This is a genomic window from Arthrobacter sp. NPDC080086 (genome assembly GCF_040702285.1).
This window is the reverse complement of the sequence record NZ_JBFBKP010000055.1, coordinates 1-13,689: the sequence shown is the minus strand read 5'-3', so window position 1 is coordinate 13,689 and position 13,689 is coordinate 1. Positions and strand designations below refer to the sequence as shown.

General features: G+C 68.7%; 12 protein-coding genes. 9 read left to right on the top strand and 3 right to left on the bottom strand.

Annotated features, from left to right (window positions below; all coding sequences use genetic code 11):
- Nucleotides 1-199: 199 nt before the first annotated feature.
- From leuA to AB0305_RS16525, 3 genes are all read left to right on the top strand, one after another.
- Complete coding sequence (leuA, locus tag AB0305_RS16535; protein ID WP_364135605.1) at nucleotides 200-1,939, top strand: 2-isopropylmalate synthase; 1,740 nt, start codon at nucleotides 200-202, stop codon at nucleotides 1,937-1,939.
- Between the two features lie 120 nt (nucleotides 1,940-2,059).
- Complete coding sequence (gene recO, locus AB0305_RS16530) at nucleotides 2,060-2,815, top strand: DNA repair protein RecO (RefSeq protein ID WP_364135608.1); 756 nt, start codon at nucleotides 2,060-2,062, stop codon at nucleotides 2,813-2,815.
- Between the two features lie 2 nt (nucleotides 2,816-2,817).
- Nucleotides 2,818-3,660, top strand: coding sequence for an isoprenyl transferase (locus tag AB0305_RS16525; RefSeq protein ID WP_364135611.1), 843 nt, complete (start codon nucleotides 2,818-2,820; stop codon nucleotides 3,658-3,660).
- Here the strand turns inward: AB0305_RS16525 and AB0305_RS16520 are convergent.
- Both AB0305_RS16520 and AB0305_RS16515 read right to left on the bottom strand, forming a co-directional pair.
- Complete coding sequence (locus tag AB0305_RS16520; protein WP_364135822.1) at nucleotides 3,630-4,610, bottom strand: alpha/beta hydrolase; 981 nt, start codon at nucleotides 4,608-4,610, stop codon at nucleotides 3,630-3,632. The two genes, AB0305_RS16525 and AB0305_RS16520, sit on opposite strands and share 31 nt — an antisense overlap.
- 44 nt (nucleotides 4,611-4,654) lie before the next feature.
- Nucleotides 4,655-6,355, bottom strand: coding sequence for an FAD-binding dehydrogenase (locus AB0305_RS16515; protein ID WP_364135614.1), 1,701 nt, complete (start codon nucleotides 6,353-6,355; stop codon nucleotides 4,655-4,657).
- A gap of 79 nt (nucleotides 6,356-6,434) precedes the next feature.
- Between AB0305_RS16515 and AB0305_RS16510 the strand changes: the two genes are divergently transcribed.
- Nucleotides 6,435-7,508, top strand: coding sequence for a quinone-dependent dihydroorotate dehydrogenase (locus AB0305_RS16510; RefSeq protein ID WP_364135617.1), 1,074 nt, complete (start codon nucleotides 6,435-6,437; stop codon nucleotides 7,506-7,508).
- Nucleotides 7,509-7,619: 111 nt separating this feature from the next.
- Here the strand turns inward: AB0305_RS16510 and AB0305_RS16505 are convergent, their stop codons facing one another.
- On the bottom strand, nucleotides 7,620-8,213 hold the full coding sequence (locus tag AB0305_RS16505) for a DUF3043 domain-containing protein (RefSeq protein WP_364135620.1): 594 nt from the start codon (nucleotides 8,211-8,213) through the stop codon (nucleotides 7,620-7,622).
- Nucleotides 8,214-8,365: 152 nt separating this feature from the next.
- On the opposite strand from AB0305_RS16505, the gene AB0305_RS16500 reads away from it, so the two are divergent.
- The 5 genes from AB0305_RS16500 to AB0305_RS16480 all read left to right on the top strand — a co-directional run bounded on the left by AB0305_RS16500 (nucleotide 8,366) and on the right by AB0305_RS16480 (nucleotide 13,562).
- Nucleotides 8,366-9,799, top strand: coding sequence for a dipeptidase (locus AB0305_RS16500; protein WP_364135622.1), 1,434 nt, complete (start codon nucleotides 8,366-8,368; stop codon nucleotides 9,797-9,799).
- A gap of 160 nt (nucleotides 9,800-9,959) precedes the next feature.
- Nucleotides 9,960-10,349, top strand: a complete 390-nt coding sequence (locus AB0305_RS16495) for an iron-sulfur cluster assembly accessory protein (RefSeq protein WP_290257796.1) — start codon at nucleotides 9,960-9,962, stop codon at nucleotides 10,347-10,349.
- Nucleotides 10,350-10,554: 205 nt separating this feature from the next.
- Nucleotides 10,555-11,427, top strand: coding sequence for a cytochrome c oxidase subunit II (gene coxB, locus AB0305_RS16490; protein WP_364135625.1), 873 nt, complete (start codon nucleotides 10,555-10,557; stop codon nucleotides 11,425-11,427).
- A gap of 12 nt (nucleotides 11,428-11,439) precedes the next feature.
- Nucleotides 11,440-13,158, top strand: coding sequence for a cytochrome c oxidase subunit I (ctaD, locus tag AB0305_RS16485; protein WP_290257798.1), 1,719 nt, complete (start codon nucleotides 11,440-11,442; stop codon nucleotides 13,156-13,158).
- Between the two features lie 2 nt (nucleotides 13,159-13,160).
- Nucleotides 13,161-13,562 carry a cytochrome c oxidase subunit 4 gene (locus AB0305_RS16480; RefSeq protein ID WP_290257799.1) on the top strand — a complete coding sequence of 134 codons (402 nt, stop codon included), beginning with the start codon at nucleotides 13,161-13,163 and terminating at the stop codon, nucleotides 13,560-13,562.
- Nucleotides 13,563-13,689: the final 127 nt, after the last annotated feature.

Here is a 13,689-nt window from a genome sequence, read left to right as displayed (position 1 = left end):
CATGGTGGACGTTGCTGGGGGTATCGCTCCTTCATCTTACGCACCGTGTTATCGTGAAAATGTGCGTGCAGAACTGCTTCTTCTTAGCTGCCGCGGCGGGGCCTCAGACGCGATCTAGCGCAAGGCCAAACCTCGCTGCGGAGTTTGTGTTGCCCGGCCACCCTTTCATCAGGAATCACAGAAAAGGCCCCGATAAGTAATGCGAAACGCACAGCAGCCCTCAGGTATGCCGGTCCACCGCTACGTCCCGTTTCAGGACCTGATCACGGTCGAACTGCCGGACCGGACCTGGCCGGACAAGGTCATCACCACGGCCCCGCGCTGGTGCGCCGTGGATCTCCGCGACGGCAACCAGGCCCTGATCGATCCCATGAGCCCGGCCCGCAAGATGAAGATGTTCGACCTGCTGGTCCGGATGGGCTACAAGGAAATCGAGGTCGGCTTTCCGTCGGCCTCGCAGACGGACTTCGACTTCGTCCGCCAGCTCATCGAGGGCAACCACATCCCGGACGATGTCACCATCCAGGTCCTGACCCAGGCCCGCGAGCACCTGATCGAGCGGACCTACGAATCCCTGGTCGGCGCCAAGCAGGCGATCGTGCACCTGTACAACTCGACGTCGGTCCTGCAGCGCCGCGTCGTGTTCAACCAGGACGAGGACGGCATCCTGGACATCGCCCTGCAGGGTGCCCGGCTGTGCAAAAAGTACGAGGAAACCCTCGCCGACACGCACATCACCTACGAGTACTCGCCCGAATCGTTCACCGGCACCGAGCTGGAATACGCCGTGCGCGTCTGCAACGCCGTCGCCGACGTCTTCGAAGCCTCCGCGGACCGCCAGGTGATCATCAACCTGCCCGCGACCGTCGAGATGGCCACGCCCAACGTCTTCGCCGACTCGATCGAGTGGATGAGCCGCCACCTGCACCCGCGCGAGGGGATCATCCTCTCCCTGCACCCGCACAACGACCGCGGCACCGGCGTCGCCGCCGCCGAACTGGGCTACCTGGCCGGCGCGGACCGGATTGAGGGCTGCCTGTTCGGCAACGGTGAGCGGACCGGCAACGTTGACCTTGTGACCCTGGGCCTGAACATGTTTGTCCAGGGCATCGACCCGATGATCGACTTCTCCGACATCGACGAGGTCCGCCGCACGGTCGAATACTGCAACCAGCTGCCGGTGGCCGAGCGCACCCCGTACGGCGGAGACCTGGTCTTCACCGCCTTCTCCGGTTCCCACCAGGACGCTATTAAGAAGGGCCTGGAGGCCCTGGAGCGCGACGCCGCCGCCGCCGGCAAGGACGTGGCCGACTACGAATGGCAGGTCCCGTACCTGCCGGTCGACCCGAAGGACCTGGGCCGCAGCTACGAGGCCGTGATCCGGGTGAACTCGCAGTCCGGCAAGGGCGGCGTGGCCTACCTGCTGAAGAACGAGCACAACCTGGACCTGCCGCGCCGGGCCCAGATCGAGTTCTCCGGCGTCATCCAGCGCCGCACCGACGCCGTGGGCGGCGAAGTCAGCGGCGCCCAGCTGTGGCAGGTGTTCCAGGATGAGTACCTGCCCTCCTCGGCCGCCGAGGGCCAGTGGGGCCGCTACGCGCTCGGCGCGGTCAGCACCGAATCCGACGAGGACGGCACCATGACCCTCACCGCCGCGCTGAAGGTCGACGGGAAGCCCCTGCGGCGCACCGGCACCGGCAACGGCCCGATCGCCGCGCTGCTGAGCATCCTCCGCGAAGACGGCGTCGACGTCCGCGTCCTGGACTACAGCGAGCACGCCCTGTCCGAGGGCGGCAGCGCCCAAGCCGCCGCGTATGTCGAATGCGCCGTCGGCGAGCGGGTCCTCTGGGGCGTGGGCATCGATGCCAACACCTCGATGGCCTCGCTGAAGGCCGTCATCTCCGCCGTCAACCGCGCCATCCGGGACGCCCGCGGCTAACTGCACCAGCCCGCCAGCCCTGCGGCTGCGCCGTCGGAAACTCTCCGGCGGCGCAGCGCTGTTTCCGCGGGCGGACGGCCCGTGGCGGCGATTACGCGAAGTCAGTGCGAAGATAAAACTGTGGCTCAACCATCCTCCTACGCCGCGCGCGCCTACCGGGACGACGCCGTCGTCCTGCGCACCCATAAGCTCGGCGAGGCCGACCGCATCATCACGCTGCTGACCAAGCACCACGGCCAGGTCCGCGCCGTCGCCAAGGGGGTCCGCCGCACCAGCAGCCGGTTCGGGGCCCGGCTGGAACCCTTCATGGTCGCGGACCTGCAGCTGATCTCGGGCCGCACCCTGGACGTGGTCACCCAGGCCGTCGCGAAGGGCGCCTACGGGACCGGCATCGCGGCCGACTACGGCCGCTATACGGTGGCCGCGGCGATGACGGAAACGGCCGAGAAGCTCACCGACGTCGACGGCGAGGCCGGCACCGCGCAGTACAACCTGCTGGTCGGGGCGCTGGCGTCGCTGAGCCGCGGCGACCACGCCTCGGAACTGATCCTCGATTCCTACCTGCTCCGCGCGCTATCCACCGGCGGCTGGGCCCCCAGCTTCACCGACTGCGCCCGCTGCGGGGCGCCGGGCCCGCACACGGCCTTCTCGGCACCCCTGGGCGGGATGGTCTGCCCGGCCTGCCGCCCGCCCGGATCGCCCGCGCCGGCGCCGGAAACCGTCGTCCTCCTCGGCGCCCTGCTGACCGGAAACTGGACTGCCGCGGACGCGTCCGTGGCCGTCCACCGCCGTGAGGCGGCCGGCCTGGTGGCCAGTTACCTGCAGTGGCACCTGGAGCGTGTCCTCAAATCCCTCAAGCATGTGGAGCGAACCTGACCGTGGCCCTCGGCAAGAAGAAAACCCCCACCCCGCAGCGCACCACCCCCGTGGTGGCCCCTTACCCGCACCCCTCCGGCGCGGTGCCGCCGGCCATTCCGGCCGAGCTGGTGCCGCAGCACGTCGCGATCGTCATGGACGGCAACGGCCGTTGGGCCAACCAGCGCGGACTGCCGCGGATCGAGGGGCACAAGGCGGGGGAGCCGGCGCTGCTGGACGTGGTGGCCGGGGCGATCGAGCTCGGCATCAAGCACCTGAGCGTGTACGCCTTCTCCACCGAGAACTGGCGGCGTTCCCCGGAAGAGGTGCGCTTCCTGATGGGATTTAACAAGGATGTGCTGCGTCGCCAGCGCAACCAGATGAATGAGTGGGGCGTGCGGATCCGCTGGTCCGGCCGGCGGCCGCGCCTGTGGGGCTCGGTCATCAAGGAGCTGGAGGAGGCCGAGGAGTTCACCCGCGGTAACAGCACCTGCACCCTGAACATGTGTGTTAACTACGGCGGCCGCGCGGAGATCGCCGACGCCGTCTCGGCGATCGCCGAGGAGGTGGCCGCCGGCCGGCTGAAGCCCTCGGCTATCTCCGAGAAGACCATCCAGAAGTACCTCGACGAGCCCGACCTGCCGGACGTTGACCTGTTCCTTCGCAGCTCCGGCGAGCAGCGCCTGTCCAACTTCCTGCTCTGGCAGTCCGCCTACGCCGAGTTCGTCTTCCTGGACACGCTCTGGCCGGACGTGGACCGCCGGACCCTGTGGGAGGCCGTGGAGATCTACGCCCGGCGTGACCGTCGCTACGGCGGTGCCGTGGACGCCGCGGCTCAGCCGGCGCCGCCCTCCTCAGGGGCGTAGGCCGTCATCCAGCGGGCCAGCCGGGCGTAGGCGTCCGCCCGGACGCCGGGGGCGGAGAGGAAGACGTCGTGCAGTGCGCCGTCGATCCTCTCCAGCGTGACGGTCCGCCCGAGGCTCAGGGCGCGCAGGGCGATGGTGTTCACGTCCAGCACGGCGTCGGTGCGGCGCATGGATTCCTTCCAGAACATGCCGTTGGCGCTCGCCCCGGAGATCAGGACCAGGATGGGCACGTCGATGTTCAGGCCCCGTGCCACCCGGGTCTGCCCGGACAGGACGGCGCTGAGCCAGCCGGCCCGCACTGGAAAGGCATGCGGCGGCCGGTAGGCGTCGTCGAGCAGCCACTCGCCCTCGGCGGCGCTGCTGATGCTGCGCCAGTAGAACGGCCGCGCCGGCAGCCGGATCACGGACTCGGGCCGGAACCGGGCGAGGGGTTCCACCATGGTTCGGGCCGCGCGGCGGAGGGCGGGGGTGCCGTGCATCTCCAGCCACGGGCTGTCCAACACCAGCTGCGCGGCGTTTCCCGGGTGGCGGCTGGCCCACAGCGCCGCGATCAGGCCGCCGGTGGAGTGGCCCATCAGCGTGACCGGGTACCGGCCGCCCGCCCCCATCGACCGGACGATCGCGATGGCCGTCGTGATCTCGGCGTCGTAGTCGGCCAGGTCCGCCACGTAGCCGCCGTGGGTGCCCGGCCGCAGGCTGCGTCCGTGGTTGTGCATGTCCAGGGCGAAAAAGTCGAAACCGTGCCCGGTCCAGAATTCCGCGAGCTCCTCGTTGAAGAAGTAGTCGCTCCAGCCGTGTAGGAACAGTACCGCCCGGCGCGGCCGCCGGCCTGCGCCCAGGGAGGGGACGTGACGGACCAGCGTGGCTTCGCGTTCGACGCCGTCCGGGCCGGCCGCGGTGAAAGTGCACGCGGCGAAATCCTCGCCCAGGATGTCCTGCTGCCACTGCAGCCCCTCGTCGGCCACCGTCCGTCCTCCCTGCGCTGGATGTCTGCCTAGGCCACGGCCGCCGCGGCGGCGCGCCCGGCGGCCCGCCCGGAGAACAGGCACCCGCCCAGGAACGTCCCCTCCAGGGCGCGGTAGCCGTGAATGCCGCCGCCGCCGAAACCGGCCGCCTCGCCGGCGGCGTACAGCCCGTCCACCGGGGCGCCGGACGCGTCCAGGACCCGGGACTGCAGGTCGGTCCGGATCCCGCCCAGGCTCTTGCGGGTCAGGACCGAGAGCCGGACGGCCAGCAGCGGGCCGTGCCGCGGATCGAGCAACGGGTGCGGCGGTGCCACGCGCATGAGCTTGTCCGTGGCGAAGCGGCGGGCGGCGCGGATGGCGGCCAGCTGCGGGTCCTTGCCCAATCCGCTGGCGAACTGGCGGTCGCGGGCCCGGATGGTGCGCTCGAGTCCATCCGCGTCGATCAGTCCGCCGCCGGCCAGCTCATTCATCCGCCCGGCCAGTTCCCGCGGGGTGCCGGCCTGCAGGAAGTCGACCCCGCGGTCCAGGAACCGCTGCAGGGGGTTGTCCGGGGAGGGCCGCCGCCGGGTGGCCAGCAGGCGCAGGTCCTTGCCGGTGAGGTCAGGGTTTTGTTCCGAGCCGGAGAGGGCGAATTCCTTCAGCGCGATGCTGCGGTTCAGCACGAACCAGGAGTGGGCGTACCCGGTGCCCAGGATGTGCCGGAGCGCGCCCAAGGAGTCGAAACCCGGGAACAGCGGAGCCGGCAGCGTCCGTCCGGTCGCATCAAGCCAGAGCGCGGACGGGCCGGGCAGGATGCGGATGCCGTGCCGGGGCCAGACGGGAGAGTGGTTGTGGATGCCCTCGGGGTAGTGCCACATCCGGTCGCCGTTGACCAGGGTTCCGCCGGCCCGGGACACTGCCCCCAGGAACTCTCCATCCACGGAGGCCGGCACCCCGGAGAGCATCTCCGCCGGGGCGTTTCCGCCCGGCCACTGGGCGCGTACGGCCGAGTGGTTGCCGCCGGTTCCGCCGCTCGTGACGATCACCGCCGCCGCGGAGGCCTCGAAGCTGCCCGCCTCTTCCCGGGAGGACTGTTCGCCGCGGGCGGCGGTGCTCGGTGCGAGCACGGAGCCGTGCACCCCGGTGACCCGGCCCGCCGTCGTCGTCAGCCCGGTGGCACGGTGCCGGAAATGGAAGCTCACCCGCCCGGCGGCCTGGCCCTCCCGGAGCTTGGCCAGGAATGGTGCCACGATTGCGGGGCCGGTACCCCAGGCGACGTGGAAGCGGGGCACCGTGTTGCCGTGGCCGTCAGGTCCGTAGCCGCCGCGTTCGGCCCACTGCACGAGCGGGAACAGTCCGACGCCGAGGGCGGCCAGCCAGGAGCGCTTCTCACCGGCGGCGAAGTCCACGTACGCCTCGGCCCACTGCCGGGCGGAGGCGTCCTCCTCGCGGTCGAAGCCGGCCGACGCTAACCAGTCGGCGAGGGCCAGCTCGGCGCTGTCCCGGACGCCCAGGCGGCGTTGTTCCGGGGTGTTGACCAGGAAAAGCCCGCCGAAGGACCAATGGGCCTGGCCGCCCGCGGAGGCCTCGGGTTCCTGGTCCAGCACCGCCACCCGGCGTCCCGCCGCGTACGCCTGGGACGCGGCGACCAGCCCGGCCAGGCCGGCGCCCACCACCAGCACGTCCGCCTCAATCCGGGCGGGGGAGGGGGAGCCCGGGGAGCGGGCGGGGACTGCTTCATCGCGGGTCATGGCATCATGCTAGCGCCCGGCCCGGGACACCCGCCCGCGCCGGTTGGCTTTGTCGCGCCGGACCCGGAAAACTAGGACCATGCGCCTTTACCCCACCTTCTTCCGGCTTGCCTTCTCCTGGATGGACGCCGAGCGTGCCCACAAGATCGGCTTTCAGGGCATCCGCCTCGCCCACCGCTGCGGTGCGGGCCGGCTGCTGCAGCGGCTCACGGCACCGGCGCCGTCGCTGCGGACCGAGGCGTTCGGCCTGACCTTCCCTTCACCGTTCGGCCTGGCCGCCGGCTTCGACAAGGAGGGCCACGGCATCGAGGCCCTCACGGACCTGGGCTTCGGCCACATCGAGGTGGGCACCATCACCGGCCAGGCCCAGCCCGGGAACCCGTCGCCGCGGCTGTTCCGCCTGATCGAGGACCGCGCCGTGATCAACCGGATGGGCTTCAACAACGACGGCGCCGCCGCCGTCGCTCCCCGTCTCCGTGCCGCACGCGCCGCGCTGCAGCGCCGCTACCGGACCGTGCGGCCGGTGATCGGCATCAACATCGGCAAGAGCAAGGTGGTGGAGCTCGAGGACGCTGTCGCGGACTACCTCATCAGCGCGCGCAGCCTGGCGCCGGCCGCGGACTACCTGGTGGTCAACGTCAGTTCCCCCAACACCCCCGGCCTGCGGCTGCTGCAGGACGTCGGGACCCTGCGCCCGCTGCTGACCGCCGTGGGGGAAGCGGCCGACGCCGCCGCCGGACGGCACGTTCCGCTGCTGGTCAAGATCGCCCCGGACCTCAGCGACGAGGACATCGACGACGTTGCCCGGCTGGCGCTGGACCTGAAGCTCGACGGCATCATCGCCACCAACACCACCATCGGGCGGACGGGGCTGGCCTCCGACCCGGATGCCGTGGAGTCCTGCGGGGCCGGGGGTCTCTCCGGCGCGCCGCTGAAGAAGCGGTCCCTGGAGGTCCTGGCCCGGCTGAAGGCGGCGACCGGCGGCGCGCTGACCCTTGTCTCGGTGGGCGGGGTGGAATCGGGCGAGGACGTGCGCGCCCGGCTCGAGGCCGGCGCCACCCTGGTCCAGGGGTACACCGCGTTCCTCTATGAGGGGCCGTTCTGGGCGGCGCGGATCAACCGGTATCTGGCCAAGCACCCCGTCCGTCGCTAGGCGAAGAGCCCCCGCGGGACACGCGACGCCCACCCGGGCGGCAGCACCCACAGATGCGAAAGACCCCCGGCAGCGAGGCTGCCGGGGGTTTTTAGTGGGCGGGTGGTGGGGTCAGGCCGGGTACTCGCCGCGGCCGACCTGGGGCTTGGGCATGCGCAGGCGGCGGAACTGCAGCGAACGCATCGAGCCGTACCAGACCGTGCCGCGTTCGACGTCGCCGAACTTCTCCGTCAGGCGCTTCTTCAGCTTCCGCGACAGGAAGAAGACGTCGACGAAGACGGCCAGGAACATCACCCAGAAGGCACCCAGGACGTAGATCATCTGCTCGCTGCTGGCGGGCACCAGCAGGGAAATAACCACGAAGACCAGCGCACCGAACATCAGGTATTCGCCCAGGCTGTAGCGGGCGTCCACGTAGTCACGGGCGAAGCGCTTCTGCGGGCCCTTGTCCCGGAGCGGGAGGAACTTCTCGTCGCCGGTATCCATGGCCTGGCGCATCTTCAGCCGCTGCTCGGCCACCGCGGTGCGCTCCGCCGCTCGCGAGGCCTTGCGGTCCTGCGGCACCAGGGGCCGCTTGCGGGCCGCTTCCTGCGCGCTGCGCTTCGGGGTGGGCGCGCCCTTGCCGGCGGTGGGGGTTCGAGCCGCGGCCACCCGCTGGTCAACTACATCCTGCGCCGAGGGCGCTTCCTTTTTCCGTCCAAACACCCCTACAGACTACCCTGCAGGGGTGCCGTTCCCGGCCCGATGACGCGGCGGCGGACGCGGGCACCGGGACGCGTGCCGGCGCCCGCACCGTGCCTACGGTGGGGCCTGTGGTGCTGTTTGAGGTGATCGGGGACACGGGTAGTGTTTTGGCCATGACTTCATCACCCGCGGGCACCCCGCAGCATTCAGCAGGCGGCAACACCCAGACCGTCGATACCGCAGCCCTCCGCCAGGCCGTCACCGAGGCCTTTGACGCCACCGTCGAGCAGCTCAAGGCACTCGTCGCGATCCCCGGCATCGCCTGGCCCAGCTTTGATCCCGCTCCCTTGAATGCCAGCGCCGACGCGGTGGCCGAGCTGGTCCGCGGCAGCGGCTTCGATGATGTGCGCATCCTGCGCTGCGACAAGGAGGACGGCACCCCGGGCGGACCCGCCGTCGTCGCACGCCGTCCCGCCGCGGCCGGCAAGCCAACCATCCTGCTTTATGCCCACCACGACGTCCAGCCCACCGGCGACCTCTCGCTCTGGGAGACCGAACCGTTCACCGCCGTCGAGCGGGACGGCCGGCTCTACGGCCGCGGCGCCGCGGACGACAAGGCCGGCATCCTGGCGCACGTCGCCGCCTATTCCGCGGTCAGCCGGGTGCTGGGGGAGGAGCTGGGCCTCGGCGTCACGTTCTTCTTCGAGGGGGAGGAGGAGGCCGGCTCGCCGACCTTCCGCGCATTCCTGGAAACCCACCAGGAACTGCTGCGCTCCGACGTGATCGTCGTTGCCGACTCCTCTAACTGGAAGGTCGGCATCCCCGCCCTGACCACCAGCCTCCGCGGCCTCGTGGATGGCACCATCGAGGTCAAGGTCCTGGACCACGCGGTGCACTCGGGCATGTTCGGCGGCCCCGTGCTCGACGCCCCCACCCTGCTCTCCCGCCTGATCGCCACCCTGCACGACGACGACGGCAGCGTCGCCATCGAGGGGCTGGTGGGCCGGGATGACGCCGCCGTGGACCTGACAGAGGAGGAATACCGCAAGGACGCGTCCGTGCTCGACGGCGTCAAGCTCGCCGGCACCGGCAGCATCGCCTCGCGCATGTGGACGAAACCCGCGCTGTCCATCATCGGCATCGACGCCCCCGCTGTGAACGTCGCCTCCAACACCCTGCTGCCGCGCGCCAAGGCCAAGTTCAGCCTCCGCCTGGCCCCGGGCCAGAACCCGGACGAGGCCATGGACGCGGTCCGCCGCCACGTGGAGGCCAACGCCCCGTTCGGCGCCCAGGTGGTCTTCACCCCGGGGGAGACCGGCAGCGCCTTCATGACCGACACCTCTTCCCCGGCGGCCCGGCTGGCGATGTGGGCCCTCGGCGAGGCCTGGGGCGTGCCGGCCGTCGAGACCGGCATCGGCGGGTCCATCCCGTTCATCGCGGACCTCACCGAGCTGTATCCGGACGTCCAGATCCTGGTTACCGGCGTCGAGGACCCGGACTCCCGCGCCCACAGCGCCAACGAGTCCCTTCACCTGGAGGACTTCCGGAACGCGATCATCGCCGAGGCGCTGCTCCTGGCCCGGCTGAACGCCGAGGGACTGGCCTGATACCGGCCCTTCGGGGAACATCCGGCGGACGCAGACGGTTATCCCAGGAGTTAGAGCTACAGCACTGATCGACGTAGCATGTAGCTATAGCCCATACCGTTAAAGCAGGGGCTGGCGCCGCCCGGGCGGCGCCGCTCCGACCGTCGTCAGAAGGTAGGCCATGAGCACTACAACCAATGAAACCAGCACCGACACCGCAGTCCAGGAGAGCCAGGAACTGGCCAGCCACGAGGTGCAGCTGACCGACGTCGCTGCCGGCAAGGTCCGCAGCCTGCTGGAACAGGAAGGCCGCACCGACCTGCGCCTCCGCGTCGCCGTGCAGCCGGGCGGCTGCTCCGGCCTGATCTACCAGCTCTACTTCGACGAGCGCCTCCTCGAGGGCGACGCCGTCCGCGACTACGACGGCGTCGAGGTCGTCGTAGACAAGATGAGCGTGCCGTACCTCAGCGGCGCGAGCATCGACTTCGAAGACACCATCTCGAAGCAGGGCTTCACGATCGATAACCCCAACGCCGGCGGCTCCTGCGCCTGCGGAGACTCCTTCCACTAAGGTCAATGGCCGGGCTTTCAGCCCGGCCATTGTTCCGTCCGGGGACCCTAACGCGGAAACCCCGAAAAAGGTGCCGGACCACGGCGCGGACATGTGGGCGAAAACTCCCAGGGAGCGGTAAGCTCTACACCGAGTAGTAAAACTTTTAGTGTGCCCGGATCGTTGTATGCGGCCGGGCGACAGCAACAAGTAGGAAGGGCCGTCTGTGAGTTCGCAGAACCGAACCGGCAGCCGACGCAAACAGATCACTTCGATCACTGGCTTGGCACTAGCCGGCGCGTTGGCTTTGACTGGATGTTCACCAGAGGTACAGAAAGGGTGGCTGCCGACCGAGCGCGGCACCACCAACCACACTGACCGCATCATGGACCTCTGGGTCAACTCATGGATTGCAGCCCTGGTCGTTGGCATCATCACCTGGGGCCTGATGATCTGGTGCATAGTCGCCTACCGGCGCCGCAAGGGCACCGTCGGGTTCCCCCGCCAGAACAGCTTCAACCTCCCGCTCGAGGTCTTCTACCTGACGATCCCGCTCTTCATGGTCCTGGTGTTCTTCTATTTCACCGACAGCGACCAGAAGGCAATCGACGACCGCAGCCAGCCTGCCGACGTCGTCGTCGACGTCCGCGGCAAGCAGTGGGCCTGGGACTTCAACTACAAGAAGGGTGACGTCGTCACCGAGGACGTCCACGAGGCCGGCGTCCAGGCGCACCTGACCGGCACCGACGTCGACAAGGAAAAGCTGCCGACGCTGTACCTGCCCGTCAACAAGTCCGTGGACCTGGAGCTGAACTCCCGCGACGTCATCCACTCCTTCTGGGTTCCCGCCTTCCTGCAGAAGCGCGACATGATCCCCGGCAAGACCAACTACATCCGGTTCACTCCCACCAAAGAGGGAACCTACGACGGCAAGTGTGCCGAGCTCTGTGGTGAGTACCACTCCGAAATGCTGTTCCGCGTGAAGGTCGTCTCCGAGTCGGAGTTCGCCGCCCACATGAACCAGCTCCGCCAGGACGGCAACACCGGCCTGCTCGGCGAAGAGTACGACCGCAACCCGGCCCCGACCGAGAACAAGTAAGGGGAGCGCGAAGTGGCAACAACCTACTCTCAGCCCTCCGGGATCCTTGAGGCTCCCGTAGTACCCAAATCCAAGGGGCGCATCGTCGTCAACTGGATCACCTCCACGGACCACAAGACCATCGGGTACATGTACCTGATCGCGTCCTTCGTGTTCTTCTGCTTCGGCGGCGTCATGGCGCTGCTGATCCGCGCCGAACTGTTCGAACCCGGCATGCAGATCCTGCAGACCAAGGAACAGTACAACCAGCTCTTCACCATGCACGGCACGGTGATGCTCCTGATGTTCGCGACCCCGCTGTTCGCGGGCTTCGCCAACGTCATCATGCCGCTGCAGATCGGTGCCCCCGACGTCGCCTTCCCGCGACTGAACGCGCTGGCCTTCTGGTTCTTCCTCTTCGGTTCCACGATCGCCGTCTCCGGTTTCATCACCCCGCAGGGTGCCGCCTCCTTCGGCTGGTTCGCCTACGCGCCGCTGTCCAACACCACCTTCAGCCCCGGCGTCGGCGGTGACCTCTGGGTCTTCGGCCTGGCCCTCTCCGGCTTCGGTACCATCCTGGGTGCGGTCAACTTCATCACCACGATCATCTGCATGCGCGCCCCGGGCATGACCATGTGGCGCATGCCGATCTTCACCTGGAACACCCTTGTCACCGCCATCCTGGTGCTCATGGCCTTCCCGCCGCTGGCCGCGGCCCTCTTCGCCCTCGGCGCTGACCGCCGCTTCGGTGCGCACATCTTCGACCCGGAGAACGGCGGCGCCGTCCTCTGGCAGCACCTGTTCTGGTTCTTCGGCCACCCCGAGGTCTACATCATCGCTCTGCCGTTCTTCGGCATCGTCTCGGAGATCTTCCCGGTCTTCAGCCGCAAGCCGATCTTCGGCTACAAGGGCCTGGTCTACGCCACCATCTCCATCGCCGCGCTGTCCGTCACCGTGTGGGCCCACCACATGTACGTCACGGGCTCGGTCCTGCTGCCGTTCTTCTCCTTCATGACGATGCTGATCGCGGTTCCCACCGGCGTGAAGTTCTTCAACTGGATCGGCACCATGTGGCGGGGTTCCATCACGTTCGAAACCCCCATGCTGTGGAGCATCGGCTTCCTGGCCACCTTCCTCTTCGGCGGCCTGACCGGCATCATCCTGGCCTCCCCGCCGCTGGACTTCCACGTCTCCGATACGTACTTCGTCGTGGCGCACTTCCACTACGTGGTGTTCGGTACCGTCGTGTTTGCCATGTTCGCCGGCTTCTACTTCTGGTGGCCGAAGTGGACGGGCAAGATGCTCAACGAGCGCCTCGGCAAGATCCACTTCTGGATGCTGTTCCTCGGCTTCCACGGCACCTTCCTCATCCAGCATTGGCTCGGCGTCATGGGCATGCCCCGCCGCTACGCCGACTACATGCCCGAAGACGGCTTCACCTGGATGAACCAGTTCTCCACGTACTCCTCCTTCCTGCTGGGCGCCTCGCTAATCCCGTTCTTCTGGAACGTTTACATCACCTGGCGGAGCAACGAGAAGGTCATGGTCGACGATCCGTGGGGCTTCGGTGCCTCGCTGGAATGGGCAACCTCCTGCCCGCCGCCGCGCCACAACTTCACCTCGCTGCCCCGGATCCGGTCCGAGCGTCCCGCCCTGGACCTGCACCACCCGGAGCTCGCCCAGAGCTACACCATCGACTCCCCGGCGCCGGCTGCTGCGACGCTCGGTAACGCCGACCAGAAGGACGCCTAACTGTGAAAATCGAATCTAGAATTTTTGGACTCGGTGTCTTCTTCTTCATCCCGGTCGCGATCGTCTATGGCTTCATGACGAACTGGAGCGAGTGGGTCGGCATCCTGGGCATCCTGCTGGTCGCCGGCCTGGCCGGCATGATCGGCGCCTACCTGGGCTTCACCGGCAAGCGCGTCGGCCTGCGTCCCGAGGACCGCAGCGACGCCGAGATCCACGAGGGTTCCGGCGAGCAGGGCCACTTCAGCCCCTGGAGCTGGTGGCCGCTGGTCCTGGGCCTCGCCTGCGCAGGAGGCTTCCTGGGCATCGCGGTCGGCTTCTGGATCACCTTCATCGCCGGTGGCCTGGCAATCGTGGCGCTGATCGGCTGGGTCTACGAGTACAGCCGCGGAGACCACGCCCACTAGGCACCGCACGGGCCTTCGCCCGGCACCGCTAACGACGACGGGGACCCCACCATCCGGTGGGGTCCCCGTCGTTTTTGTTTGTTACTGCTCCGCCAGCAGGGTGCCAAGGCCGCCCTCAGCGACCTTG